The organism is Paenibacillus sp. L3-i20 (genome assembly GCF_022180385.2).
GTDB lineage: Bacteria > Bacillota > Bacilli > Paenibacillales > Paenibacillaceae > Pristimantibacillus.
On sequence record NZ_BQME02000002.1, the window covers coordinates 20,480 to 46,008 of the forward strand.

The 25,529-nt window shown below is 40.1% G+C and carries 26 protein-coding genes and 2 pseudogenes; 18 read left to right on the plus strand and 10 right to left on the minus strand.

What is annotated here, in order from left to right; all coding sequences use genetic code 11:
• Positions 1-124: 124 nt before the first annotated feature.
• Together MFF31_RS13275 and MFF31_RS13280 are read right to left on the minus strand one after the other, a co-directional pair.
• Positions 125-1,807, minus strand: a complete 1,683-nt coding sequence (locus MFF31_RS13275; RefSeq protein ID WP_238188610.1) for a ribonuclease J — start codon at positions 1,805-1,807, stop codon at positions 125-127.
• Positions 1,808-1,999: 192 nt separating this feature from the next.
• Complete coding sequence (locus MFF31_RS13280) at positions 2,000-2,350, minus strand: AMP-dependent synthetase and ligase (protein WP_238188611.1); 351 nt, start codon at positions 2,348-2,350, stop codon at positions 2,000-2,002.
• 610 nt (positions 2,351-2,960) lie between these two features.
• Between MFF31_RS13280 and MFF31_RS13285 the strand changes: the two genes are divergently transcribed.
• Positions 2,961-4,322: a sodium-dependent transporter gene (locus MFF31_RS13285; RefSeq protein ID WP_238188612.1), complete on the plus strand. Its 1,362-nt coding sequence runs from the start codon at positions 2,961-2,963 to the stop codon at positions 4,320-4,322.
• Between the two features lie 131 nt (positions 4,323-4,453).
• Here MFF31_RS13285 and MFF31_RS25540 read toward each other — a convergent pair.
• Together MFF31_RS25540 and MFF31_RS13295 are read right to left on the minus strand one after the other, a co-directional pair.
• Positions 4,454-4,678: pseudogene (locus MFF31_RS25540) on the minus strand (DDE-type integrase/transposase/recombinase); the annotation flags it as partial.
• 153 nt (positions 4,679-4,831) lie between these two features.
• Positions 4,832-6,052 (minus strand): MFS transporter, encoded by a 1,221-nt coding sequence (locus MFF31_RS13295; RefSeq protein WP_238188613.1) that lies wholly within the window; start codon positions 6,050-6,052, stop codon positions 4,832-4,834.
• A 180-nt stretch (positions 6,053-6,232) separates the two neighbouring features.
• Here MFF31_RS13295 and MFF31_RS13300 point away from each other — a divergent pair, with 180 nt between their 5' ends.
• Positions 6,233-6,826, plus strand: coding sequence for a TetR/AcrR family transcriptional regulator (locus MFF31_RS13300; protein WP_238188614.1), 594 nt, complete (start codon positions 6,233-6,235; stop codon positions 6,824-6,826).
• Positions 6,827-6,915: 89 nt separating this feature from the next.
• On the opposite strand, the gene MFF31_RS13305 is transcribed toward MFF31_RS13300, so the two are convergent.
• Positions 6,916-8,118: an MFS transporter gene (locus MFF31_RS13305; RefSeq protein ID WP_238188615.1), complete on the minus strand. Its 1,203-nt coding sequence runs from the start codon at positions 8,116-8,118 to the stop codon at positions 6,916-6,918.
• A gap of 304 nt (positions 8,119-8,422) precedes the next feature.
• Here MFF31_RS13305 and MFF31_RS13310 point away from each other — a divergent pair, with 304 nt between their 5' ends.
• From MFF31_RS13310 to MFF31_RS13320, 3 genes and pseudogenes are all read left to right on the plus strand, one after another.
• Positions 8,423-8,758 (plus strand): hypothetical protein, encoded by a 336-nt coding sequence (locus MFF31_RS13310; RefSeq protein ID WP_248565485.1) that lies wholly within the window; start codon positions 8,423-8,425, stop codon positions 8,756-8,758.
• Between the two features lie 27 nt (positions 8,759-8,785).
• Complete coding sequence (locus MFF31_RS13315; RefSeq protein WP_238188616.1) at positions 8,786-9,049, plus strand: hypothetical protein; 264 nt, start codon at positions 8,786-8,788, stop codon at positions 9,047-9,049.
• Between the two features lie 110 nt (positions 9,050-9,159).
• Positions 9,160-9,258, plus strand: a pseudogene (locus tag MFF31_RS13320) (recombinase family protein); the annotation flags it as partial.
• 18 nt (positions 9,259-9,276) lie between these two features.
• Here MFF31_RS13320 and MFF31_RS13325 read toward each other — a convergent pair.
• The gene (locus MFF31_RS13325) at positions 9,277-10,590 is read right to left on the minus strand and encodes an ABC transporter substrate-binding protein (protein WP_238188617.1); all 1,314 of its coding nucleotides are present in this window, start codon (positions 10,588-10,590) and stop codon (positions 9,277-9,279) included.
• A gap of 112 nt (positions 10,591-10,702) precedes the next feature.
• Here MFF31_RS13325 and MFF31_RS13330 point away from each other — a divergent pair, with 112 nt between their 5' ends.
• Positions 10,703-11,605, plus strand: a complete 903-nt coding sequence (locus MFF31_RS13330) for a hypothetical protein (RefSeq protein WP_238188618.1) — start codon at positions 10,703-10,705, stop codon at positions 11,603-11,605.
• A 107-nt stretch (positions 11,606-11,712) separates the two neighbouring features.
• On the opposite strand, the gene MFF31_RS13335 is transcribed toward MFF31_RS13330, so the two are convergent.
• A complete protein-coding gene (locus tag MFF31_RS13335; protein WP_238188619.1) occupies positions 11,713-13,014 on the minus strand; it encodes an ABC transporter substrate-binding protein in 1,302 nt (433 codons plus the stop codon).
• A gap of 98 nt (positions 13,015-13,112) precedes the next feature.
• A complete protein-coding gene (locus MFF31_RS13340) occupies positions 13,113-14,405 on the minus strand; it encodes an ABC transporter substrate-binding protein (protein WP_238188620.1) in 1,293 nt (430 codons plus the stop codon).
• Between the two features lie 443 nt (positions 14,406-14,848).
• On the opposite strand from MFF31_RS13340, the gene MFF31_RS13345 reads away from it, so the two are divergent.
• Positions 14,849-15,067 carry a hypothetical protein gene (locus MFF31_RS13345; RefSeq protein ID WP_238188621.1) on the plus strand — a complete coding sequence of 73 codons (219 nt, stop codon included), beginning with the start codon at positions 14,849-14,851 and terminating at the stop codon, positions 15,065-15,067.
• 178 nt (positions 15,068-15,245) lie between these two features.
• On the opposite strand, the gene MFF31_RS13350 is transcribed toward MFF31_RS13345, so the two are convergent.
• Positions 15,246-15,407: a hypothetical protein gene (locus tag MFF31_RS13350; RefSeq protein ID WP_238188622.1), complete on the minus strand. Its 162-nt coding sequence runs from the start codon at positions 15,405-15,407 to the stop codon at positions 15,246-15,248.
• A gap of 188 nt (positions 15,408-15,595) precedes the next feature.
• On the opposite strand from MFF31_RS13350, the gene MFF31_RS13355 reads away from it, so the two are divergent.
• Genes MFF31_RS13355 through MFF31_RS13375 form a run of 5 tightly spaced genes read left to right on the plus strand, consistent with a single transcriptional unit; the run spans position 15,596 to position 19,192 of the window.
• Complete coding sequence (locus MFF31_RS13355) at positions 15,596-16,549, plus strand: ABC transporter ATP-binding protein (protein WP_238188623.1); 954 nt, start codon at positions 15,596-15,598, stop codon at positions 16,547-16,549.
• Positions 16,542-17,300: an ABC transporter permease gene (locus tag MFF31_RS13360; RefSeq protein ID WP_238188624.1), complete on the plus strand. Its 759-nt coding sequence runs from the start codon at positions 16,542-16,544 to the stop codon at positions 17,298-17,300. Before MFF31_RS13355 ends, MFF31_RS13360 begins: the two co-directional genes overlap by 8 nt.
• A 41-nt stretch (positions 17,301-17,341) precedes the next feature.
• Positions 17,342-17,728, plus strand: a complete 387-nt coding sequence (locus MFF31_RS13365) for a GntR family transcriptional regulator (protein ID WP_238188625.1) — start codon at positions 17,342-17,344, stop codon at positions 17,726-17,728.
• Between the two features lies 1 nt (position 17,729).
• The gene (locus MFF31_RS13370; protein ID WP_238188626.1) at positions 17,730-18,428 is read left to right on the plus strand and encodes an ABC transporter ATP-binding protein; all 699 of its coding nucleotides are present in this window, start codon (positions 17,730-17,732) and stop codon (positions 18,426-18,428) included.
• Entirely contained in the window at positions 18,425-19,192 is a 768-nt protein-coding gene (locus MFF31_RS13375) for a hypothetical protein (RefSeq protein ID WP_238188627.1), read from the plus strand. The genes MFF31_RS13370 and MFF31_RS13375 overlap by 4 nt, the downstream gene beginning before the upstream one ends.
• A gap of 248 nt (positions 19,193-19,440) precedes the next feature.
• Here MFF31_RS13375 and MFF31_RS13380 read toward each other — a convergent pair whose 3' ends face one another.
• The gene (locus MFF31_RS13380; RefSeq protein WP_238188628.1) at positions 19,441-20,325 is read right to left on the minus strand and encodes a helix-turn-helix domain-containing protein; all 885 of its coding nucleotides are present in this window, start codon (positions 20,323-20,325) and stop codon (positions 19,441-19,443) included.
• A gap of 140 nt (positions 20,326-20,465) precedes the next feature.
• Between MFF31_RS13380 and MFF31_RS13385 the strand changes: the two genes are divergently transcribed.
• From MFF31_RS13385 to MFF31_RS13410, 6 genes are all read left to right on the plus strand, one after another.
• Positions 20,466-21,548, plus strand: a complete 1,083-nt coding sequence (locus tag MFF31_RS13385; protein WP_238188629.1) for a Gfo/Idh/MocA family protein — start codon at positions 20,466-20,468, stop codon at positions 21,546-21,548.
• A 26-nt stretch (positions 21,549-21,574) separates the two neighbouring features.
• Positions 21,575-22,411: a sugar phosphate isomerase/epimerase family protein gene (locus MFF31_RS13390; protein ID WP_238188630.1), complete on the plus strand. Its 837-nt coding sequence runs from the start codon at positions 21,575-21,577 to the stop codon at positions 22,409-22,411.
• A gap of 161 nt (positions 22,412-22,572) precedes the next feature.
• The gene (gene spoVAC / locus MFF31_RS13395) at positions 22,573-23,064 is read left to right on the plus strand and encodes a stage V sporulation protein AC (protein WP_238188631.1); all 492 of its coding nucleotides are present in this window, start codon (positions 22,573-22,575) and stop codon (positions 23,062-23,064) included.
• Position 23,065: 1 nt separating this feature from the next.
• The gene (spoVAD, locus tag MFF31_RS13400) at positions 23,066-24,082 is read left to right on the plus strand and encodes a stage V sporulation protein AD (RefSeq protein WP_238188632.1); all 1,017 of its coding nucleotides are present in this window, start codon (positions 23,066-23,068) and stop codon (positions 24,080-24,082) included.
• Between the two features lie 2 nt (positions 24,083-24,084).
• On the plus strand, positions 24,085-24,435 hold the full coding sequence (spoVAE, locus tag MFF31_RS13405; protein WP_238188633.1) for a stage V sporulation protein AE: 351 nt from the start codon (positions 24,085-24,087) through the stop codon (positions 24,433-24,435).
• 136 nt (positions 24,436-24,571) lie between these two features.
• Complete coding sequence (locus MFF31_RS13410; RefSeq protein WP_238188634.1) at positions 24,572-25,528, plus strand: AAA family ATPase; 957 nt, start codon at positions 24,572-24,574, stop codon at positions 25,526-25,528.
• Position 25,529: the final 1 nt, after the last annotated feature.

Genomic DNA, 25,529 nt, shown 5'->3' on the forward strand with positions numbered 1-25,529 from the left:
AGTGAAAACATATTATCCGGATACGTACATGTTTGTTGTCACTATCTACTTGACGAGGTGCAGTTCACTTTCTCGATAGCCAGACTGCTCTTTTTGAGCAGCACTTAGCTTGACAATCCGTCACTTAAACTTCAATAATAATGGGAAGAATCATTGGTCTTCGCTTTGTTTTGGCATATACAAATTTACTTACTGTTTCTTTGGTTTTATGTTTTAGAGCAGACCATTTCCCATCATTTCCATTCTCCTGTAGTTCTGCAATCGTTTTGACCACTAATCGACTGACTTCCTTTAAGAGCGCTTCTGATTCCCTAACGTGAACGAAACCACGGCTTATAATATCGGGGCCAGAAAGAATGGTGCCTTCAACCCGGCTAAGAGTAATAACGACCACAAGAATACCATCCTCTGCAAGATGCTTTCGATCACGCAAAACGACGGTTCCGATATCACCGATTCCAAGTCCATCGACAAGTGTATTTCCTGCTGTTACTTTACGATTCTGCTCTACACACCCATTCTCTATATCGAGAATATCACCGTTATTCAAAATGTAGATATTGTTACTCTCGACGCCTACGGATTGGGCTAATTGCCGATGTTGGTAAAGCATTCGGTATTCTCCGTGGATAGGAATAAAGAACTTTGGTTTCATTAGCGTAATCATAAGCTTAAGTTCTTCTTGGCTGCCGTGACCAGATACATGCATGCCTGAAGCAACACCTGAGCCATGAACGACGTTTGCTCCAAGCAAATAGAGATGATCCAGCATATTCGCAACATTTCTTTCATTACCTGGAATCGGAGAGGATGCCAAAATGACCGTATCTCCAGCTATTATTTCGGTATGTGGATAGGTCGAGCTTGCTAGGCGGGATAATGCAGCCATCGGTTCTCCTTGGCTTCCTGTACATAAGATAGCTACCTGCTCTCGTGGAAGTGCATTGGCTTCCTTCGCTTCGATTAACATGCCATCAGGTATATTTATATAGCCTAGCTCCAATGCGATCATAACTACGTTGACCATGCTTCTACCGAGTAATAGCAACTTACGGTTTGTGAGGATAGCAGCATCTACAACTTGCTGTAAACGATTAATATTGGATGCAAAGGTCGACAAGAAAATTTTATTTTGAGCTTTCTGAAAGGCTTCCTCAATTCGTTCTCCGACTAGCCTCTCCGAGGGGGTGAATCCTGGTCGCTCAGCATTCGTACTTTCGGATAATAAAGCAAGAACACCTTTTTCACCAATGCTCGCCATTCTATGTATATCAGGAAATTGTTTGTTAGAAGGCGAGAGGTCAAATTTAAAATCTCCGGTGTGAACTACAGTACCTTCTGGCGTATCAAACACAATACCAACACAATCGGGTATGCTATGGTTTGTTCGGAAAAAGGAAAGCTTCAGGTTTCCTAACGCGATGTTGGAGTCTGATTGAATTTCATGAAGAGCTGTTTCTCTGAGACGGTGCTCTTTCAGTTTTCCTTTAATTAAGCCCAGAGTCAAACGAGTTCCATATACAGGAATATTTAGTTGTCTCAAAAAATAAGGAATGCCGCCAATGTGGTCCTCGTGGCCATGGGTGATAACTAAAGCGCGAACCTTATCTTTATTTTCTAATAGATAGGAAATGTCGGGCAGAATTAAATCAATCCCTAACAAACTCTCGTCAGGAAACTTGGAACCGCAATCAATGACGACAATATCGTTATCATATTGAATGACATACATATTTTTGCCGATTTCATAAACACCGCCAAGGGCGAAGATGGAAAGCCTATTGTTTTCAGTATGTTTTGTTTGCATCCGTTTTCCTCCGGTTTAACCATGTACTAAATGGCTTAAATGATTTAAAAATACACCCTGTATGGCTTATATACAGGGTGTATTACTTTTGTGAAGACATTTTGATATGGGTTATCTTGTACCATAGCCGTAATGATATACGTATAGTACTCAGCGATGGAACGAGTTCAGCATGGTTTTTACATCTAGAAATTAATGTGAATAGTAGTTTGGTCCCGGTGGTTGCTGACTATTCGTATTTGAATATGCATGTAACTGTGAGTTAGTTGTTTGCGAATGAGAAACTTGATTGCAAATACTGGAGATTTGTTGTAATTGTTGAAGTGCCGTTTGATGACCTTGTAAGGCTGTTTGAATAATTTGCGCTGCTTGATGCTCGCGTTGAGCGATTTGCTCAAGTAATTTGGCATTATTTAGTTCCTGATTTAATAACTGTTGATATTGGCCTGATGCTTGTTGCGTTTGATTCACCAACTGTTGGATGATTTGTTCAGCGTGGGCTAGCTGTTGCGAAGTCTGATTGTTAGGTGAAAATTGATTCATTTGAAATACCTCCTGATTGTTGTTTTAACGTTTCCGACTGGTTTATATTGTCTCAATTCGTTTAAGATATACATTTATTTTTGACGGAATAATCTAAGTGCGACATCTCAACCATAAAAACTTTATGTACATTTTTTCTATGACTAGATTCAAATCAGATGAAAGCATACAATCTATAATAAGTTGTCAAAAGGGATCAGACAGTTTGAAAACCATTGCAAAATCCATAGGGCTTCATCATTCTGTCTATCTTCAATTGAGAGTTCAATGTACATCAACAAGAGTTTAATTAGCTCTCTGTACAATTAAAAGAATGGCTTAAAATACATTTGAAAATCGAATACCGAACTAAAGGTTGACCTTTAGGTAGTACCGTACTATAATTCCGTTTATCATAACAACTATCGAATGTGCGACGAGAAGAACTTTATTTAACCGGTTTCCCTGGTAATAGAGAATTAGTGGTTGATGGAAATAAGTATCGTTTCCAACTAAGGTGGTACATCGTGTATAGCCGCGTCACTATCGTTAAAGATAGAGATGTGGCTTTTTTTGTGCTTTAAATTGCGATCTAGAGAAGCCAGAACTAAAGCAGATTGGATGGTATCACATGAAAAAAACTGAGCAATGGTCATCGAAGATTGGATTCATTTTATCGGCAGCGGGATCTGCTATTGGGGTAGGCGCAATATGGAAGCTCCCTTATGTTACGGGAATAAGCGGGGGAGGCGCATTTTTTCTCCTATTTATATTATTTACGTTGTTTATGGGTTTTCCTTTGTTATTAGCGGAGTTTATTATAGGCAGAAGCACGCAGAAGGAAGCTATTAGCGCTTATCGTAGCTTAGCCCCGAATACTCAATGGCATTGGATTGGTAAGTTAGGAGTATTCACTTGTTTTCTTCTATTGTCTTTTTACAGTGTAATTGGCGGTTGGATTGTTATCTATTTTGTAAAAGGGATGTTTGGCGGAATTATTAGCAAGGGAGCAGATTATGGTGCTGTCTTTAACGAGACGATTGCCAATCCTTTCTTAGTTATTGCAGCACAGTTTATATTTTTGGTAATTACCGTTTTAGTTGTTGCAAAAGGAATTCAAAATGGTATTGAAAAAGCTAGTAAAATAATGATGCCGATTTTATTTATACTATTTATTGTGTTGATCATTCGCTCACTTACACTCGATAACGCAATTGAAGGTGTAATATTCTTTTTAGCACCAAACTTTTCGGAAATTACTTCTCAAAGTATATTGTTCGCGATGGGTCAAGCATTCTTCTCCTTAAGCGTGGGCGTATCGGTCATGGTTACGTATAGTTCATATTTATCAAAAAAGGAAAGTTTAATTCAACCGGCCATTTCAATTGTATCAATGAATGTTGTGATAGCACTATTAGCAGGTTTAGCAATTTTCCCAGCTGTGTTTGCATTAGGTTTAGAACCAGCTGAAGGTCCGGGTTTATTGTTTGTTGTATTGCCCGCTGTCTTTGACCAAATTATATTTGGAGAAGCTTTTTTATTAGGCTTTTTGGCATTATTTTTATTTGCAACATTAACTTCAGCATTTTCGATGTTAGAAATTATTGTAGCATCTACGTTGAAAGGAAAAGAGGAGAAGAGAGCAAAAATAGCTTTCGTTATTGGTGGATTAATATTTGCTGTAGGCGTTCCTTCTGCATTGTCTTATAGCGTGCTCGATGATCTATTAATCTTCTCTAAAAGCATATTTGATTCAGCCGACTATTTAGTAAGCAATATTTTAATGCCGCTTGGTGTGTTTCTAATCTCTATTTTCGTAACATACAAAATTAAAAAAAGTACGTTACGAGAGGAATTATTGCAGCATTCACGATTAGGAGCTACTGCATTTCATATTTGGTTTTTTATAATGAGGTTCATTATTCCGTTAGTCATCATTGTCGTATTTCTTGATATTACGGGAATATTGGATAGAATACTTGCCGTATTTTAATATAAAATGAAGCTCCTTCTTTACACAGAACATGAAAACGCTAGCTCGATATAAGCTGGACTGTGATCCATAGAAGGGCACTTTTTAAAAGTGGACAATTGTTGAGCGAATCGAACGGGAGATAGATAGCCGAGCTCTTTCTTGAGAATGCTGTGGAAGGATTCTATGCAGGCGATGTCGTAACAATTGCCTCTGCGACTCATACTGGCTTTCATGTCGTAAGAAGCGAGTTTGCTACGATACGCTTTAGAAGCGTATTGGGTTCCGCGACCGGAGTGATGAATAAGCCTTTTGCTTGGTGATTTTGCTTCATAGGCATCCTCCAGGGTTCCTAAAACAAGACTTACTGCCTGACGCTTAAACTCTTCATTGTATCGTTGCCGTTGTTCACCCATTTGAACATCTACTCGTTAAGTTCATAATTCAAATTCTCTTAACGAGTGTCCACTTTTTATTTTAGCTTCATAGTTATTAGAATCATTTAAGCGCAATAATACAAGTAGAATAGCCTAGCTTACAGATATGTTCTTCTGGCTAATAACAGCGTCATTGTATGCGGATCGAAGGGCGCTGTTGCCGAGAAGTACGATAACTAAAGCAAGAAAACCCGCTCCAATAGCTACGCCAAAGCCCATCCGTGCGCCGAATTCATCCACAACCCACCCTGCAGCGGCAGAGCCAAAAGCAACCCCAATACCTAACCCGGTAATCGCCCAAGTCATTCCTTCTGTAACCTGTGAGTGAGGAACGATTTTTTCTACCAAACCCATCGTAATGATCATAGTGGGAGCGACAGACATACCGGCGAAAAAGACAGTTACTGATAACGCGATAATGCTTTCTACAAAAAATAGAGGAAGCATGGTCACAGTCGTAACGGCAATGCCCCAAAGAAACTGACGATGAAGCGGCGTTCTGAGTTTAAGAGTGCCGAAAACTAACCCTGCTAAGCAAGAACCGACCGCGTAGACAGAAAGAACGACACTTGCAGCTACAGTACTCCCATGATTTTCTGAAAAAGCTACACTGACTACTTCCACTGTGCCGAAAATGGTACCTATAGCAGCTAAAGTAAATACGAGTCCTCTCATTGAACGTATTTGGAGTACAGCTTTATTACGGTTAGTGCTAATTGGGCGAACGACGGGTTCTGTATTTTTTTGAATAACGAATAGAGATACCCCAATTAATAAAAATACGGATGCAAACAACGGACCGGCTTCAGGAAATAACATGACACTTAAACTGACTGAAATGATAGGGCCTATAATAAAGCTTATTTCATCAACAACAGATTCAAAAGCGAATGCGGTATGTAGTTTGGGAGATCCTTGATACAGCTCAGTCCAACGGGCACGTACCATTGCAGACATGCTTGGCATACAACCGGCGAATAAAGCGAATAAAAATAGCGTCCAATCAGGCGCTTCATATCTTGTACATAACAATAAGCCAATCATCGATAATACACTGATTATTGTAGCGGGAAGAAGGACTCGGGATTGTCCCAATCTATCGACCAAACGAGAAATTTGCGGGGCAAGCAAAGCAGTTGACAATGCAAAGGTAGCTGCAACAGCTCCAGCAAGCCAATATTGTCCACGGATCTGGGACAACATCGTAACCAGTCCTATGCTAGTCATGGAAATAGGCATTCGAGCGACTAAGCCTGCGGCGGAAAATTTCAGTGAACCAGGGGCTTTAAATATTTCACGGTAAACATTGTTCAAACGATTTAACCTCCTCAAGTTGAAGCCATTCATTCAAGTGATCATAATCGTTCAAATGAATTGACATACGAAGCGTATGCAAATACTATATTACACATACGCATCGTATGTCAATTTGCATTCTAGATATCTCTTGTATACACTTATCTAAAGAGAATACGTATAAAAGCAGGAGGCACTATGGTTCGTAAAGCACGTACGGAAATGATTGCGGAAACTCGGGCTAAGCTGGTAAGTGCGGCAAGATTAGCATTTGGTACAATAGGGTACGCAGATACTTCCATGGATGAACTTACAGCATCCGTTGGTCTAACACGGGGAGCGCTTTATCATCATTTTGGAGATAAAAAGGGATTGTTAGAAGCTGTTGTCCAACAAATCGATGCTGAAATGGATAATAGATTAGCGGAAATTTCAAATGCTGCGGCAGGAAATTGGGAAGGTTTTGTAGGGCGTTGCGAAGCTTATCTTGCGATGGCGCTAGAGCCGGAAATACAGCGAATTGTGTTAAGAGATGCACCTTCGGTACTAGGGAGTACTTATTCCCAGTCATCACAGTCTCATTGCTTGGCGACCATGGCTGACATGCTGGAGCAACTAATGGATGAACGAATAATTGGTAAGACGGATAGCAAAGCATTAGCTCGACTATTGAATGGAGGACTAATGAATAGTGCGATATGGATTGCAAACTCCGAGGATGCAGAAGATGACTTAACTATGGCGTTAGATAGCCTTTCACTTACATTGAATGGATTGTTAATGAGGGTTTGATTTAGCTTTTGATTGGAAGGACAAGGATTTCCAAATGTTTAAAAGAAGGCTGTCGAAAATATCTCGACAGCCTGAGCAGCGTTCACCTATTATTTTGCCAAGCTGTTGCTTAATTGATTTTCTTTCCACAACACCGTAATGATTAAACCAATAAACATGATGACAGCAGCAAAGAGATACGGATAATTGATGTCTACATCAAATAATATACCGCCTAATGCAGGCCCAACGATAGTGCCGAGGCTAGTATAGGTTGAGTTCATTCCGGCGATAAATCCTTGTTCTTTTTCAGCTGTTTTTGATAAATAACTCGTTAAGGCTGGCCGCAGCAAATCAAATGCGAGAAAGATGAAGCTAGTTACTACTAAAACGGCTATAAAACCAGAGATCATAGTTGATAATACTGCAAATACAACGCCAGCTATTAAGCATAGTTGAATGAGTTTCTTTTCACCAAGTTTATCTACCATTTTACCAAACATAAAGACCTGGACAACAACCCCGAAGATTGAGCTTATCGTAATGACGATTGCAATATCTCGTGGAGTGAACCCGAATTTAGCATCAGAATACAGACTAAATACCGTTTCATATGCGGATAAACCGAAGGCCAGTACAAACACTAGAATAAAGGCAATGATATAAATCGGTTGAACGGAACGTTTAAGATCACTTAAGAAGCTGACATCCTTTTTAAGCTTAGTAATTTCCAAAAGCTCTTGTTTGGATAATGGCTCTTTTAATATAAATAGGGAAGAAATACATGTTAGTAATGCAAAGCCTCCAGCGAAATAGAATGGTGCACGAATTCCTAGCTCAGCAATAAAACCTCCGATACCTGGGCCGATAATAAATCCGAGGCTAATAGCGGCAGATATATACCCCATCGCTTTTGGTCTGTCTTCCACTGTTGTAATATCAGCAATATAGGCAGTTACACCAGGCATAATAAATGCACCAGCAATACCTCCTAAAATTCTAGATAAAAAAAGAACAGAAATATCTGTGCCTAATCCAAAAATAACTTCGGATATACTGAATAGAAATAGGCCTATTACGATCATTTTTTTTCTGCCAAACGTATCAATCCATCGTCCTGCCAGAGGAGACATAAGTAGTTGAGCAAACGAAAATGCTGCAAATAGATAGCCCATCGTTTGGCCTGATAATTGCATACTATTCATAAAAGATGGCATAACTGGGACGATGAGTCCGACCCCGAGAAAAACAATAAATATATTACTTAGCAGAATGAGTAAAACTGTTTTTTGTTCTTTTAAAGGCTTCTTCATAAAATAATACCTCTCTCTGTAAAATCAAAGCTGTGAAATATATCTTGAAAATATGGTCTTAGTGGCGTTTAGTGTTTCCACTTTTCTCAAAAAGTCTCGATGGGCTTTCTGTGTCTTTGTCATCTTGTAAAACTTGGAGTAGGGGATCATTTTTTTCTTTAATCCCTCTATTTTTCAATACAACCACCTCTATCTTGACGAACGTTCGTTAGTTATGTTATCAAATTTATTATTTATAAGCAAATGTAATTTGCTTTTACTTCTTAAGGCCGATGCTCTAATACACACCCCAAAGTTATTCGATGTGATGGAGTTCTTAAGTACTCATATAAATGAAACAGTGAGTGGATATGGGGTAAAGCAAGTCCAAACAGTTCAATGTGGAGGCACTACAGTAACTAGTCCATACAACTGGACAAAACTAAGACAAGATACTTCACCTAGCACCACATCTTTCGCTGAGGCAAAAACGATAGACATCCCACATCCGTATGGTAACTCACAGTCATATGGTTACTATATCATTACTTACTATAATGTCTGGAGCAATTGGATGTCAGGAAATACTATTAATTTTTCTCTTACAACTAACAGCCCAGGTACTGTGAATGGGTTTGTTGAACTGTACTTAAATAGTTAAAAAATGAATTAAAGGGGATGAAAGTTGATGTGGAAAAGATGGGGAGTTTGGTTGCCAATATCATATTTCGTACTAGCACTAATCGGTTTAACAGATGAAAAGCATATTCTATTATTCATCATTAGCCCACCTTCTTGGATAACAGAAGGACATTGGTTTGTACAAAATGTAACACATCCTTCTAATATTCCTATATTTATCATTATTCTTGTGTGTTTAATTTTTTGGTGTTTAATAGGTTTGTTGATCGACGTGTTAATAAAGAAGATGAAGCGGAAACACGAAAACTAACGCAGTAGTGGCTCAATAATGTGGAAGGCATGGATGCATCTATAAACGATTTGGCATTGTGATGATGAGTAATCCCTAACATATTTATCGTATAGAACCTCAGTATAATGAGTGGCAAGGACTCTAACCGTCCCAAATATCAGGCTATGAGAATAATGCTACGTGATGGCGATCTGTTATATCTGGATGCGCTTGATCGCTTGGGACGTGTATGCGCTTCTTCTATATTATTTCATAAAATCAAAATTATTAATGGGTTCAAAATAACTTGAATTTGCGTTGATTTGTTGAACGACTGTCTCGATTGCTCCCCAGTTTATTGGAAGGCTCTTTTTTTCTTGAATGTAATGTTTGAATTCTCGCTCTACTGCTTCGAATATTAGACGAAATGCATCGCCGCTTAGCTTATATGATTCTTTAATACGCTTTCCAGTATCCTTCCCTGCAAAAGACTCCATCTTAAATTCTCCGATTGACTCCAGATCTGGATAAGTTACGAATCCGCTATCCCAAATATTATTTTTTATTTCTGATGCTGCTTCTTTACTTAATAAGTAGGTAATAATATTCCATGATACATCAACATGTTTACTACTTGCATCAATAGACAATTCAGCGTTTAAGATGTAAGGATTAGCAGCTGGAGAGGAAGGATTATTTGGCAAGTCCATAATGGCTAAAGTGTCTGGTGATTGTTGGTTTGCATGATAGGTGTGAATTTCGGACGCAAGACCTAAGAACATGCCAGTATCTTCTCTTTTCTTGAGGTCGATATTAAAATCGTCTGCTTTAAATATTTTATTCCTGTAATCATCAAGTAATTGCTGAGCAAGATTACGCCATTCAGGCTGGTCAAGCAGAAGATGCCCTGTGTCGCTAATGAGCTGAAGTCCTTGTATACTTTTACCCCAAGAGGTATACCTTTCGTACCAAGAGTAAGAAGGATAATCGTATCCGTATAGAGTAGACTGTGTGTCTTGAAACTGTTGCGCTGTCATGCGGAATTGTTCCCAAGTCATAGGGCTCGTAGGCTCGGTAAATTCGTATTTAGTAAATAAATTGCGATTTACAAAAAGCACTCTTCGGTCAAAGGTTGGTGAAACTTTAAAAAGTGTACCATCTTGCTTCGTCGTTGAATCTATCATGTTTTGTTGTATTTCATTTAATGGTACTTGGTCCCGTTCAATAAGGGGGGCTAGATCAACGAGTGGATGGTCACTCTTGTACTGAAACGCAACGGACATATCGAAATATAAATCTGCCTTCTGTTCCTCAATTATTTCAGGTATTCTCTCTTCCGACTTTTTGTCTTTAACACCTTCATTGTCGAGAATGGTATTTACACTGGATACTTCGAAAGTGATATGAGGGAATTTCTTTTCCAGAAGTAATTTATAATCTGTAAAATAAGTTGCATTATAAGCTAATACTTTAACAGTAATATTTTTTTTCGTTTCATCTCCGATGCCAATGATCGAGCAGCTGGAGCTTAAAATAGAGCTTATTAAGATGATCGAAAGTAAGGACAGTAATTTTCGCATAGTTATGTTCCCTTCTTATTTGATTGTGGTAATAAGTCTCACTAACGGATTTTCCATCGACAGTCACAAAAGACACCAATGTTTCGAATAATAATAGAAGAGGTGATAATCAATGATGAACAAAAAACATTGCTTATTTTGCAATGAACTTGTAACGATAGAGAATAGCGGTAACATAGATCATTTCTCAGGCTGTATGTGCGCACCGGAAGGACACTATAGTTTGGAGGGAGATACATATGCACGCATTCAAGGATTCCCGTATGCAAAAAAGAGGAAGTTATTGCCGTTTGTATCTGCCTATATTCGAGAAGAGTCTGCTCGCACGGGTTCCATTCATCTAACGATTGATGTAGTGGAGGAGATTGAGCAAGCATCGTTCATCCCGGCTACATTAGAAGAAAAGGGAAAACGGTTGCTAACCTTTTTGTATGGAAAGTCAGAAAGTGCGGATGAACCGATCAATCTTCATCCATTATCGCAGCACTACAATTTGACATATTCGCCTAATCTCCAAGAATTTGTTTACATTATTGAGTTATTGAAAGAAAGTGAGATGATCACAAGAGAAGGTTCGGTCTTAAAGCTAACAACGTTAGGCTGGAGTGAGGCAATGTCATTGTCTGGCGGGAAGAAGAGTAAGTCTTGCGTCATCCTGCTCAGTGATGAATCAGCTATACTAACAGATTGGACAACAAGTGTATTCCCTCGTATTGAACAGTGTGGATACAAAGTGGAGCTAATTGGGATTTCGGTACTTAGACGTATGGAGGATTCGACACTAAGTCGAGTATCTCAGTCTAACCTTGTAATCGCTGATTTAACAGAATCCGAACCAGAAATTTATTATGCTGCTGGGTATGCCAAATGCTCCTCTGTACCAACTATTTGGACGATGAGAAGTAGTGAAGCGGAGCAGCTTCATACACAAGGTGAATGGATTAGGCCTCTCCTTTGGGATGATGTTGAACAATTAACAGAGCGATTACAGATAAGAATAGAATCTATAACATAGTTGAATGGTGCTTAATAAAGGTCATCTCACAGCGGTTCGATTGAACATATGAGATGACCTTTAATGTGTTCAATAACGTTAGTATTCTAATAGTTGAGGTTGCCGCTCTAGTGGTCTGATTTAACGGCAATGAAATTACTGGAATCATTATTAATTTCTTGAACAACTACTGCAATTGCGTCTAGCACTTCATCCATATCTTTTTTGTTGTTAATGTAAGCATTAAATAATTCATCTACAGTAATATGCATTTTTCTCCACGCGCTTGAGGCTAAGTTGAAGGAGGGTGTAATCTTGCTTCCGGTTTCTTTTCCTGCGAAAGATTCTATCTTGAAATCGCCAATTGGTGCTAGGCCAGGATAGGCAACAAAACCAGCTAATAACCTTTTGTTTGTTATCTCAACAGCAGCTTCTTTGGTCATAAGATAAGTGAGTACTTCCCATATCTCATCTACGTATTTACTTGATTGAGTAATGGAGAAGGGACTGGTTGGAATAAAAGGATTAATTATTGGGTTTGAAGGGTTCGTTGGCAAATCCAAGATAGATAAAGTGTCAGTCGTCGCATTGACCGAAAGATAAGAATAGAGTTCAGAAGCATTGCCGATACTCATACCTATATGTTTTATCTCTGTTTTGTTAGGACTTAATGGTTCAGCTCTCAATATTTTATTTTTGTAATCGTCGAGTAACTGTTGAGTTAAATCACGCCAATCAGGCTGATCGAGCATCAGTTGACCAGAATCACTAACAATTTGTAGCCCTTGAAACGTCTTTCCTATTTCTTCTAAAGCGAAATACCACGAATGTCGCTGTATATCGTATCCAAATAGGCTGCTGTTTTTTTCTTTAAGCAGCTGAGCACTGTTACGGAAATCCTCGAAAGTCATTGGAGTTACTGGAACAGGAATTCCGTTTTTTTGAAATAGTTCACGATTAACAAAAAGAACTTTACGATCAAATGTAGGGGTGATGCTATTTAATGTACCGTCAATATTTGTCTCCGATTCAATGATATGTTGTTGTATTTCATTCAACGGTATTTGATCTCGGTTAATAAGTTGAGCTAGATCAACGAGGAGGACATCTTTATCGTACCATGATGGTTTAAGGTCATAATAGAAATCAGGCTTCTCTTCTGCAATGATTTCGCTTGCTCGCTCTATTCTTTTTTCAATGGGGGTTTGTTCTTCTTGCCAAATGGTTTCAAAAGCAGTGACCTCAATATTGATATGAGGGAATTTTTCTTTTAGATGTTTAATTAAATCGGCAGATCTCGTTTCTGAGTTAGTTAACATTTTTACTGTAATATTTTTTTTGTCTTTTTTCCCGATACCAATGGATGAGCAACTTGTAGACAGAATAGATACAATTAAGAATACAGTAAAGATTGAAATAATTTTGCGCATGGCTAAATCCCCCCCTATTTTCTCTGGTAGGCTGACTAACTGGAGAAGTAGTATATAAGTTGTTACTTAACGATATTACGTGTAATCTAAAAACGCTCTTACGGAGCGGATTTGAAATTACTGGAATCCAAATTAATTTCTTTTACACCTTTTTCAATAGCAGCCCAGATTGTATCAAAATCAGATGTTTCCTGAATATAAGCTTGGAATTGTTCTTCCATCGCATTGTTCATCTTTTTATAAGCCTCTTGAGTTAGGAAGAAGGATTCATTAATCTTATTGCCAGATACTTTTCCAGCAAAAGATTGTATTGTAAAGTCCCCGATTGGTGCCATACCAGGATAAGTAACGAAACCAGACATTAACCTTTTGTTTGAAATCTCCAGGGCAGCTTCTTCAGTCATGAGATAGGAGATAACTTCCCAAATTTCTTTGATGTAATTACTTGATGGAACAATGGAGAATGGACTAGTTAAGATGAAAGGATTGGCGATTGGGTTTGAAGGGTCAGTTGGTACATCTACGATAGATAATGTGTCTGCTGTTGCTTTAACCGAGAGATACGAATAGAGATCTGATGCATAGCCGGGGTTCAAAGCAATACGCTTTCGATCTGCTTTTTGCAGTCTAGTGTCTTCATCTCTCATTATCTTACTCTTGTAGTCATCCAGCAGTTGTTGAGCTAAATCACGCCATTCAGGTTGGTCAATCATTAGTTGACCATTATCATTAATAAATTTGAAACCTAGAAATTTTCGACCGACTTGCATCAGTGTAAATAACCATTCCTTTTGTTGGAGTTCATATCCAAATAAACCCGGATTTTTTTCATTAATTAGTTTAGCACTCTTACGTAACTCATCAAAAGTCATTGGATTTACTGGCTCAGGAACGCCATTTTTCTGAAATAATGCACGATTAATAAAAAGAACTTCTCGATCAAATGTAGCCGAAATAAAGTATAAAGTGCCATCATCATTTGTAGCTGATTCAATCATATTTTGTTGTATTTCATTAAACTGTGTTTGCTCTTGATTAATTAGCAGAGTGAGATCAACAAGTTGTATGTCTTCCTTGTACCACTTCGGGTCAAAGCCATAATAGAAATCGGGTTTCTCCTCTGCAATGATTTCGCGTGCTCGTTCAATTCTTTCTTCATGTGGGGTAAATTCTTTTGACCAGACGGTTTCAAAATCAGTAACCTGAAAGTTAATACGAGGAAATTTTTCCTTTAGATGTTTCATTAAATCAGCTGATTTCGCTTTTGATTCAGTTAACATTTTTATTGTTATCATTTTTTTTTCTTTTTTTCCGATACCGATAGAAGAGCAGCTTGAAGAAAATACGGATACCAATAATAAGATGGTAATAATCGAAATGAGCTTGCGCATGGATGATTCCCCCTAATTTTTTATGTGCGATTAGTAATAGTAAGAGTGGAATGCATAAATATAAGTAGATCCCTTGTATGTTGTTCAGAAAGAATAGAGCGGTTAAGTTGATACTTTTTAAAGATAGAATAGAATATTTTTAGGAAAATGATAGTAATGAAGGAATGTCGATAATACACTTTTATAACTAAATTAATATATTTATAAAATTGGTTACCAACTCCTTAAGTAGAAAATATTGTATATCCATATAGTACTTCGACACATTTTTTTCGTCAACCAGTTGCGCGGAATTGATCGGCAGGTGTGCTTTCTTAGGCGACTGGTTATGAGAAATCTCTCATGTTACCAACTGATTCAGTACATTGTCTTCTGGTTAAGTATGGATAAGAACAATTAACCTTAAAACAAAAAAACAATGTATATTCAGGAGGAGAATAACAATGAAAAATAATAACCGTAAACAAAAGATGACGAAGCTGTTACTTACTGCTACTATGTGTGCATTACTAATGTTTACTGTAGTTGCTTGTAATAGTGGAGATCCGAATAATGCTAGTAACGGAGCAAACGATGGAACAAATAATGCACCGATGATTACAGAAGAACCGGAAGTGCCTAATGAACCAGAAACACCAGAGGATAGTACATCAACTCCATAAGCAATAAAGTATACTTGTATAATATGCAAGTAGAATAGCTCCTTTAATGTAGATTCTCATTTTGGAATCCACAATAAAGGAGCTATTTTTGTCTGTGTACATTATTAGGGGGGACAACAAAAATGGGCAGTCTCAAGTAGAATGATCTACTTTTGAGACTGCCCATTTACTTAAGGCATTAGAACATCGGAAACACGTAGTTGGCTAAGAAATACAGCGTTCCAAAAAAGATTAGCAAGTAAGCAGTGTATTTAATAAATGTAGAGATTACTCTGCTGGAATCAGATTTTTTCTGTATTTGGCGTTCTTCAATGTCAACATTACGTCCTGGTGTTGTCATTTCAATCACCCCTTTATTTAATGATATACCTAATTACCCCTTTGAACTTCTACTGAAACAGTTTGTAAAAAATAAACAAAAAAGTTGGGCTTTACAATGTCAAAGTTCTAGTGTACTATGTAACTAAGACACCAACACATTAAGACACTAACACACACCAAAACATTAATATACGGAGGTTATGAGGGATGAAAACAGCAACACAATCAGCTTCTTCAATTGTTCTTCAGTTAGATCGAGTAACGAAGCGAATTGGCAAAAAGACGTTAGTCAATGATTTATCTTTTACAATGTCAAAGGGTGAAATTGTTGGACTGCTTGGACCAAATGGAGCCGGCAAAACGACGACGATTCGTATGATTGTTGGATTGATCAGTATGACAGAAGGGGATATCCGAATTGGCGACTATAGCATCCGTGACAATTTCGAGAAGGCGATTCGTCATGTTGGAGGAATTATCGAAAATCCTGAATTCTACTCCTATATGACTGGTATGGATAATCTAAAGCAATATATGCGTATGTCAGAGGGCGTTACAGAAGCAAGAATCATGGAAGTATCGAAACTTGTTGGTCTAGAGCTGGCATTAGACAAAAAGGTTAAGGCATATTCACTTGGAATGAGACAACGTCTTGGTATTGCACAAGCTTTGCTGCATAATCCATCTGTCCTCATTTTGGATGAGCCGACAAACGGTCTTGATCCTGCAGGTATTCGCGAGATGCGTGGATATATGAAGGAAATAGCTGAGAAGGAAGGCATTGCTGTTCTTGTATCTAGTCACTTGCTCTCCGAGATGGAACAAATGTGTAGCCGCGTTGTCGTTATACAGGAAGGTAAGCTAGTAACGGTTCGTTCGATTGGTGAAGAGAAACAATCAGAACCACAAGTTACTTTGTCATTGCAAGTAAGTAACGTAGAAAAGACTACGGAATTGCTTAAAGGTCAAGCTGGTGTGAAGGTAGAGAAAGAGAGCGGAGCTGGGAATGGACGGATCCATATTACTTTGCAGCATGAAGAAATCCCTTCAGTTGTAAAGGCTCTAACAAATGCTGGCGTTGATATATATCGTCTAGAAGAACTGAAATCAACACTGGAAGATGAGTTTATGAAATGGACGGAGGGGAACCGCATTGCTTAAATTTGGCGGATTGTTAACGAATGAATGGTTGAAAATGTCTAAGAAAAAATCGTTTTTTATTTACTTTGGAATTTTAGCGCTGTATGTTGCTATCGTAACTTATGTAACCCACAACACCTCTTTACTTGATGATGGTTCTGCACTTGATTTTGTGAGTTTCTTTGTATCGATGAGTACTGTAGGTATATTATTACCAATATTAGCTATTATAGCTGTGTCAGGCATCTTCCCTCAAGAATACCGATTTGGTACGATTAAGCTGTTGCTTATTCGTTCTCAGAGCCGGAACAAAATATTAGCTTCTAAATATATTATTGCCGTGTTGTTCTCACTTTCACTAATTGCAGTAACAACTGTTTTGGCTCTACTATGCGGTGCGATAGTGTTAGGCTTTGATGGCGGCACATCGACTTGGAGCGATATTGCACAAAATATTATGTATTTGACCATTTATACATTAATATTTGTTACAATTACTTTTATGATTAGTGTGTTAACTAAATCTAGCGGTGCAACAATTGGTATATCGATGTTTAGCACGATGTTACCTGGATTACTCATAATGCTTATGACAAAATACCCAATTCTTAAGTATACGTTATTGCCACATGTAGATTTGTCCAATTACAGAGATGGAGGACATATCTTGGAAGGAATGTCGCTTACTTTCTCCATCGTTGTCATTTGTGTATATGTGGTAGTTGCTTTGGCAGCAAGCTTTGTCACATTTAGAAAACGTGATGTTTCCTAATGCTGGGAGCAGCGGGGCATCAAAAAGGAGCATAGCCCATTGTGACTATCGAGTTCGATAATAATTTACCAATCTATTTACAAATTATGAACTATATGAAAAAACAAATTATTATTGGTAAGCTGGGTCCCGGAGACAAGATAGAGTCAGTACGGGACCTGGCGCTTGAACTGCAAATTAATCCGAATACGATACAACGTACCTTTCAAGAGTTGGAGCGGGAAGGAATAGTGGAGACGAAGCGGGGGCTAGGTCGATACGTGACTGATAAGGAGTCAACAATAATGCGTATTAAGAAGGAAATGGCGGGCGAGCTGTTGGATCGATTTGTGGTTGGGATGAAGGAGCTAGGGTTTAGTAAACATGATATAATTACACTAGTAACTGACTCAGTCAACTCAGATCCAAGAAACAAGGAGGAAGTGTAACATGCATCCCATTCTGGAGTTGTCGTCCGTCTCCAAACGATACGGTGCGAAGCAAGCACTGGATCAAGTATCCTTCAAAGCCGGACCAGGCCGCATTATCGGACTGCTTGGCAGCAACGGCAGCGGTAAGACGACGTTGATGAAAGTTGCTTCTGGGCTGATTGAACCTGCTTCTGGTATTGTACGTATTTGCGGGGAACCTGTCGGCATGCAATCGAAGGCGATGACTGCCTTTATGCCTGATAAACCACTTACAGAGCCATGGATGCGTGTGCAAGATGCCATCTCTTTCTTTACCGATTTTTATGCAGACTTCGATACAGCCAAAGCGAAAGAAATGATATCATTTATGCAGCTTAACGGTCGTGACAAGATTAGTTCATTGTCAAAGGGCATGAATGAACGTCTGCAATTAACGTTAACGTTGTCACGAAATGCAAGGCTTTATTTGCTTGATGAGCCTATTGGCGGAGTAGATCCGGTAGCTCGGGAGAAAATATTGGATGCCATTGTTCAATACTATAATGAAGAGAGCTGTTTAATTATTACGACCCACTTGGTTAGTGATATTGAACGAATCTTTGATGAGGTAGCATTTATCAAAAATGGTAAACTGGCTATGCATGAGGAAGTTGATCAAATTCGAATGACGTATGGCAAAAGCGTAGTCGATATGTTTAAAGAGGTGTATGCGGAATGATCAAGCTGCTTAAATATGATTGGAAGCGGAATGCAAGCGTCATATTGGCGGCGTTAGTTATATTGCTTCTTATTCAAGTTGCATTCACGACTGCCGGCTGGTTAAAGGATTGGGATGTTGACTTTATTAGTGTGATTTCGATTCTTTTGTATGCTATGAGTGCTTTTCTGGCTTTCTTGATGGCATGTCAGACCTTTAATTACAATATTAAAGCATACAGTCGCAGATTGCTCCCATTACCTACCCTGTATACGATCATTGCACCAATCATATTACTGTTCCTCATTCAATTAGTGATTGCTCTTATATTTGTTGCACATGCTTCAATAATAGAGATGATCTTTGGCGAAGAAAAAACGATGCACCTATTTGATTTGAATTATTTTGCCTTTATGGAACTCGCAAGTATAGCTGTCTCTTATGGTTGGGGAACGCTTATTACTACGTTAATGATCTTCCTCAGCATCACCCTCAGCAAGACGGTTGAAGGCAGAGGAGGAACGTTTCTTGGTATTGTCGTCTGTCTTGCGATGTTTATAGCAATGCCGTACATGGCATGGCTTATTTTTCCGGATTCCGTAAATTCAACTCAATATCTTGGCTTTTTAACATTGGAACTGACGGAAGCTGCTGACGGTACAATGACGTGGGATGTGACCCCATTTGACGGAGTTAGATGGCTGGTGCTGTTGTTTGAGGGGGCTGTTATGACCGCGCTCATTTACGGCACTGTGTTTTTGATGAATCGGAAAATAAAACTGTAACTTTCTTACTGGTTGGAATATGATGAACAAGCTCCGCATTCGTCTCGGTTTGCATAGGATAGATGAAAGAGATCTATGTGAATGCAGGAAGGGGCGGGGTTATGAGCAGGCGTACAGCCAGAATCATTTCAATCGTTTTGTATGGCGTTTTTGTGGTCGTGCTTACAGTTAGTTCGATCATTCATTGGAGTGGTTGACCCGTAAAGGGCACAAGCCGAAGCTTCATTTACCAAAGTTTCGGCTTGCGCTTAGAGGGTAGGGTCTTCCTGTCCTTTCATCTTTAATCTACGATAATCCTTCGGTACCATCCCTTTGCATTCCCGAAATACACGCGAAAAAGTAGTATATGATCCGTAGCCAACCTCCATCGCAATCTCCGATACACTCATTTCTGTAGAGGCTAGCAAGCTGCAAGCATGGCGAATACGCAAATCGCGCAAGAAGTGCAGGAAAGTTTGCCCCGTCGTTTCTTTAATAACTTCACTAATTCGAGACACACTCATTGCAAATTTTATCGACAAGGTGGACAAGGTCAGCTCATCCTGGTAATTCTGATGAATATAATGAATAATCGGCCATACCGAAGCACTGCGTTTACTTTCTGTTGTCATCTGCCCAATTTCAGGAGCTAATTTATTCCGCTCACGATCAAAAAAAACTAATATTTCTTTTAACCTCTGTTGCAACATAATGTTTCTCCATGGAAGATTGCCGTTATACTCCTTATACAAATCCTCAACCAAAAGTCGCATATGATCATTTGCTGCTCCATGAAGTTGAATAAATGATGGAGCCCCATGTCGCTCGATTAAAGCTAACAATCCCTCATTCGACCCGGATTCCATTAATAGATCCATGCCGAACATACAATTGTATAAGTGAAGTGAGCTACCTGGTTTGGTAAATAGCTCATGTATTTGATATGGAAGAACAAAGGTAAATGTGCCAAGAGACATGGGATGTTTTGTTTCGTTAATGGATTCAGAGCCTGTTCCTTCAATAACATACGAAAACTCTAAAAAATCATGCCGATGCGCTCGAAATCCGTGAGGCAGGCGATTCAGACTGATATGTAGCGGGCTAACGGTATTCATATTTGGATACGTTTTCAAGTAATCTGGAAAATAGGTCATATATAAACGGCTCCTTCGAAGAAATGAGATGTTTTCCGAAAAACAAGCACGATTTCTCATTCCATTTATTTTAACATAAAGACCATAAAGCGAATGCTTCAAAATGCTATGCTATCTAGAACTAATCGAGGAGGCGCATTATGGTTAACGGGAATAAAGTGAAAATTGGTGTTATCGGAGCAGGAAATATTGGAGGTGTTCACATTGAACAGTTTTCCAAGCTATCGGATCAATGTGAAATTATAGCTGTTACAGATGCCAATCAGCTATTGGCTAAGGAGAAAGCAGCACAATATAGTATTCCAAATGTAACGTCAACTCCTGAGCAATTGATTCAGCGTGATGATATAGATGCGGTCATTATCGGAGTACCGAACCAATTTCATGCACCATTAGCCATTGCAGCCATTGAGGCAGGCAAACATGTACTCCTTGAGAAGCCAATGGGGATAAGCGGTGAAGCGGCCCGCGGCATCGTTAAAGCTAGCGAATCATCGGATCGTGTTGTTATGGTTGCTCACCAAATGAGGTGGGAGTCAGTCTCAATGCAAATAAAGGAGCAAATTGATCGTGGCGAGCTAGGCAAAATTTATACAGCGAAGGCAGGTTGGTTCAGACGTAAAGGGATTCCGGGATGGGGTACATGGTTTACCCGTATGGATCAATCTGGGGGTGGCCCATTAATCGATATTGGTGTGCATATGCTGGATTTAGCGCTTTATTTGATGGGGAATCCAAAGCCAGTATCGGTCTTTGGTGCTACTTATGCCGAGTTTGGACCAAACAAAAAAGGAATCGGTACTTGGGGCAAGCCGGATTGGAATGGTATTTATGACGTTGAAGATTTGGCAACTGCGCTTATCAAAATGGAAGATGGCAGTTCCCTATCACTTGAAGTGAGCTGGGCTATCCATATGGATACGGATAATACACCATTCGTTCATCTCATGGGTACAGAAGGTGGTGCGAGCTACAAGGGAGCTACGGGCAAGCTGCTTACGGAGAAGTTCGATCGACCTATTGATACAGTGATTAGTAAGCCTGAAAATGATGAGGGTGAACGTATTCGACTTAGCCGTCACTTTCTTACATGTATCCAAGAAGATAAGCAGCCCATTACATCTGTACTTTCTGGCTATACAAACAACTTAATTCTCGATGCAATTTATGAGTCATCCCGCACGGGGCATGAAGTGATATTGAACTGGGATATGAGTAAATAGAATGTGAGGGGGAGGAGTGATGCTTTATGCTAAGAGGGCTAACAAGTGCAGGATTGGGTGCAATTGAACATGAAGGACGGTTAATTGAATTAGCTAGTCAGTTCGGCTTTCAGACTGTCGATTTGGATGTATTGTCCTTGACGGAGCGTTGCAGCGTAGAAGGTGCTCGTCAACTTTTGGAATCGAATGGAGTTATCGTTGGTTCGTTTGGTTTGCCGGTGGAATGGCGAGCGTCAGAGGAGCAGTTCTTACAAGACTTTCAGAAACTTACAGCCTACGCTGCTGCAGCTAAAGCAGTCGGATGTACCCGCTGTTGCACATACATTCTGCCATCAACAGATCAGAAATCAGCTCACTTCATGGCCATTGCAACACGTCGGTTACGATATTGTGCCCAGTTATTAAATATATATGGTATTCGACTCGGGCTTGAATTTGTAGGTCCGCACCACTTGCGTACGAGGTGGCAACATCCATTTATTTGGACGATGGAGGAGACAGTGGCATTGATTCAAGCGATTGGAGAAAATAATGTTGGCCTGCTTCTAGATACGTATCATTGGTATACGACCGGCATGAATGTTGCTGACATTGAATCTCTGCGAGCGGAACAGATCGTACATGTGCATATTAATGACGCACCAAATGTGCCAGTAGAAGAGGTTATTGATAACGAACGTATCTATCCAGGGGAAGGCGTTATTGATTTGACCGGATTTTTGAGAGGACTCCGGACAATTGGTTATAACGGAGCGGTGTCTCAGGAAGTTTTGAATGGACAAGCTCCCTCAGAATCTCCCCTCCAACTTGCTCAAAGATCTAAGACAGCATTCAATCGTGTGTTTACCGCAGCGGGATTGTAGTAATTACGTGTGAAGAATCGTTCAGCCGGACAGTCGGTAATGGACGATTCTTTTTTTGTTGGCATAACGTCACAGCAAACTACAAATAATGTATTCGAAAGAAACGTCGTGTCATAACACAATTTGAATTGAACACTGCAACGGCGAAGGAGGAAGTACAAATGGCGTCTAATGGCCCAAAAGCTAATCGTTACAAAAAAATGTCGATGTCACCAAAAGAATATCAAGCGTTTGCCAAAGAAAAGGAGCCTCCCCGTTCAATTCTGGGTAACTGTCTCAAGGCATTTCTTATAGGCGGGGCGATTTGTGTAGTAGGACAAGTTATTACGGAGCTATTCGTTCATTTGATGAAAATGACACCAGAGCAAGCCAGTAATCCTACGGTTGCTGTATTAATATTAATTTCTGTTATTTTGACGAGTCTAGGGGTGTACGACAAGTTAGCTCAATTTGCTGGGGCTGGATCAGCTGTTCCGGTCACTGGCTTTGCCAACTCGATGTGTTCAGCTGCGATAGAGCATCGTAGTGAAGGATTGGTTCTAGGTGTTGGCGGCAATATGTTCAAGCTGGCTGGAGCGGTTATTGTATACGGGACGGTAGCTGCATTCTTCGTTGGTATCGCTCATCTAATTTTAGGTACCGGAGGGCAATGACATGTTGATGGGCAAGCAGTCGTGGTGGTTCAACAACAAACCGGTCATTATTGGCGCAGCAACAGTTGTTGGACCCGATGAAGGAGAGGGACCGCTCGCCGCGGAATTTGATCTTGTGCATCCAGAACTCGATATGGGGCAGAAGAGCTGGGAGAAAGCGGAGAGATTAATTTTGGAGCAGGCCTCTGAATTTGCGATTCAGAATGCAGGGCTTGATAAGAGCCAACTTCAGTTTTATATTGGCGGAGACTTGATGAATCAAATTATTAGTAATACCTTTGCAGCTAGAGCGCTTGGTGTCCCGTATATCGGAGTATTTGGTGCTTGCTCCACGTCGATGGAGACGTTGGCGCTGGCAGCGCAGCTGGTGGACAGCGGTTCTGCCAACTATGTATTAGCAGGAACATGCAGTCACAATTGTACGGTGGAGAAGCAATTCCGTTATCCGACTGAATATGGTTCCCAAAAGCCGCCAACAGCTCAATATACGGTGACCGGAGCAGGCGCTGCTGTTTTAGCAGCTTCGGGTGATGGACCTGTCATTGAATGCGCGACCATAGGGAAGATCGTTGATCTTGGTATAAAGGACCCATTTAATATGGGGGCAGCTATGGCTCCGGCAGCTGTAGATACGATTCAAGCGCATTTCAACGATACAGGCCGCTCACCAGGGGACTACGATTTAATTGTTACTGGGGACTTGGCAGGGGTCGGACATCCAATAGCGAAGGAACTGCTGCTCCAGAACGGAGTGCCAATGGACAATACTGTTTTTAACGATTGCGGACTTTTGATTTATGACTTAAAGAAACAGAAGGTTCAGGCAGGAGGAAGCGGCTGTGGATGTTCCGCTGTAGTGACTTACGGTCATTTGTTGAAACGGATTAAGAAAGGGGAGCTTAAGCGCGTTCTTGTTGTAGCGACGGGTGCGCTGCTATCCCCTTTATCGTTTCAGCAAGGCGAGAGCATTCCATGTATTGCTCATGCGGTTGCTATTGCTGCAGGAGGGGGGGAATAGCCATGATTTTTTTGTGGGCCTTTCTTATTGGCGGAGCCATTTGTGTAGCAGGGCAGCTTATGTTTGATGTAGTGAAGCTGACACCAGCGCATACGATGGCAACGCTTGTTGTTATTGGAGCGATTGCGGACGGTTTCGGACTGTATGAACCGTTGATTAAATTTGCTGGTGCGGGCGCAACTGTCCCCATTACAAGCTTCGGTAATGCGCTTGTGCATGGTGCGTTGACTGAATTGCATAGCCAAGGCTGGATAGGTGTCATCTCAGGAATTTTCAAAGTCACTAGTGCTGGAGTATCAGCAGCGATTATCTTTTCGTTTCTAGCAGCATTAGTCGTAAGACCAAAGGGGTAAAAGTTGCACGTATTGGAGAATCCTGTGGGATTCTCCAATTTTTTTTGGAATGATAGCATGTGTGCATGTTGATTGAATTACTGTAAAATAGTACTATTAAGGCACTTGTTGTGAACACAATCCGGGAGGTTATGTAATGGACATCCGAACGACTAACATGCAATTATGCGCTTCAATTCTACGAAACTTAGATACTTGTATTCTGGGGAAACATGACGAAATTGAAAGATTATTGATCGCAGTATTGGCAGGTGGTCACGTGTTGCTAGAGGATGTGCCAGGCACTGGCAAGACGCAGCTTGTGAAAGCGTTAGCAAAGACGATCGGCGGTCAATTCCGACGTATACAGTGTAACCCCGACTTGTTACCTACCGATATTACAGGTGTTTCCATTTATCATCCAAAGCAGGAAGCATTTATGTTCCGTCCTGGGCCTGTGATGACTAATATATTATTAGCTGACGAAATTAACCGCGCAACTACGAAGACACAATCTGCTCTACTAGAAGCGATGGAAGAAGGTCATGTGACGGTTGATGGAGATTCATATGAGTTGCCTCAGCCATTTGTTTTGCTAGCTACACAAAATCCAATTGAATTTGAAGGGACTTACACATTGCCTGAAGCTCAGCTTGACCGTTTCATGATGAAATTGTCGCTTGGTTATCCTAGTGAAGCGGATGAGCAACGTATGGTTACTTCAAAAGAAAGCTACCATCCATCAGATCGTATTCAGCCTATAGTAAATATTGAAGATATGATTCAAATTCAAAAGCAAGTGGAAGAGATTCATATTGACGATGCTATCGGGAAATACATAGTAGGACTAGTAAGAGGTACACGCGAACACGCTCATGTCATGCTTGGTGCAAGTCCAAGGGCAGCACTAGCGCTTACACGTGCTGCGAAGGCAAGCGCATTTTTGCGTGAACGCCAATATGTAACACCAGACGATGTGAAGATGCTAGCTCCATTTGTACTATCACATCGGATATTGCTTCGCACAGAAGCAAGGATGAATGGCTTACATACTGACGATATCATATCGCAAGTTATTCAAAATACGAAAGTGCCTGTTCGGCTAGAGCGCTGAT

Bases quoted from the DNA above. Each gene is read 5' to 3' on its own strand.
- MFF31_RS13335 (WP_238188619.1), bottom strand. From the start codon at position 13,014: ATGCGCAAAATTATTTCAATCTTTACTGTATTCTTAATTGTATCTATT.
- spoVAD (WP_238188632.1), top strand. From the start codon at position 23,066: ATGTTGATGGGCAAGCAGTCGTGGTGGTTCAACAACAAACCGGTCATT.
- MFF31_RS13325 (WP_238188617.1), bottom strand. From the start codon at position 10,590: ATGCGAAAATTACTGTCCTTACTTTCGATCATCTTAATAAGCTCTATT.
- MFF31_RS13350 (WP_238188622.1), bottom strand. From the start codon at position 15,407: ATGACAACACCAGGACGTAATGTTGACATTGAAGAACGCCAAATACAG.
- MFF31_RS13385 (WP_238188629.1), top strand. From the start codon at position 20,466: ATGGTTAACGGGAATAAAGTGAAAATTGGTGTTATCGGAGCAGGAAAT.
- spoVAE (WP_238188633.1), top strand. From the start codon at position 24,085: ATGATTTTTTTGTGGGCCTTTCTTATTGGCGGAGCCATTTGTGTAGCA.
- MFF31_RS13345 (WP_238188621.1), top strand. From the start codon at position 14,849: ATGAAAAATAATAACCGTAAACAAAAGATGACGAAGCTGTTACTTACT.
- MFF31_RS13390 (WP_238188630.1), top strand. From the start codon at position 21,575: ATGCTAAGAGGGCTAACAAGTGCAGGATTGGGTGCAATTGAACATGAA.
- MFF31_RS13300 (WP_238188614.1), top strand. From the start codon at position 6,233: ATGGTTCGTAAAGCACGTACGGAAATGATTGCGGAAACTCGGGCTAAG.
- MFF31_RS13380 (WP_238188628.1), bottom strand. From the start codon at position 20,325: ATGACCTATTTTCCAGATTACTTGAAAACGTATCCAAATATGAATACC.
- MFF31_RS13355 (WP_238188623.1), top strand. From the start codon at position 15,596: ATGAAAACAGCAACACAATCAGCTTCTTCAATTGTTCTTCAGTTAGAT.
- MFF31_RS13280 (WP_238188611.1), bottom strand. From the start codon at position 2,350: ATGAATCAATTTTCACCTAACAATCAGACTTCGCAACAGCTAGCCCAC.
- MFF31_RS13410 (WP_238188634.1), top strand. From the start codon at position 24,572: ATGGACATCCGAACGACTAACATGCAATTATGCGCTTCAATTCTACGA.
- MFF31_RS13330 (WP_238188618.1), top strand. From the start codon at position 10,703: ATGATGAACAAAAAACATTGCTTATTTTGCAATGAACTTGTAACGATA.
- MFF31_RS13375 (WP_238188627.1), top strand. From the start codon at position 18,425: ATGATCAAGCTGCTTAAATATGATTGGAAGCGGAATGCAAGCGTCATA.
- MFF31_RS13275 (WP_238188610.1), bottom strand. From the start codon at position 1,807: ATGCAAACAAAACATACTGAAAACAATAGGCTTTCCATCTTCGCCCTT.
- MFF31_RS13305 (WP_238188615.1), bottom strand. From the start codon at position 8,118: ATGAAGAAGCCTTTAAAAGAACAAAAAACAGTTTTACTCATTCTGCTA.
- MFF31_RS13285 (WP_238188612.1), top strand. From the start codon at position 2,961: ATGAAAAAAACTGAGCAATGGTCATCGAAGATTGGATTCATTTTATCG.
- MFF31_RS13315 (WP_238188616.1), top strand. From the start codon at position 8,786: ATGTGGAAAAGATGGGGAGTTTGGTTGCCAATATCATATTTCGTACTA.
- MFF31_RS13340 (WP_238188620.1), bottom strand. From the start codon at position 14,405: ATGCGCAAGCTCATTTCGATTATTACCATCTTATTATTGGTATCCGTA.
- spoVAC (WP_238188631.1), top strand. From the start codon at position 22,573: ATGGCGTCTAATGGCCCAAAAGCTAATCGTTACAAAAAAATGTCGATG.
- MFF31_RS13370 (WP_238188626.1), top strand. From the start codon at position 17,730: ATGCATCCCATTCTGGAGTTGTCGTCCGTCTCCAAACGATACGGTGCG.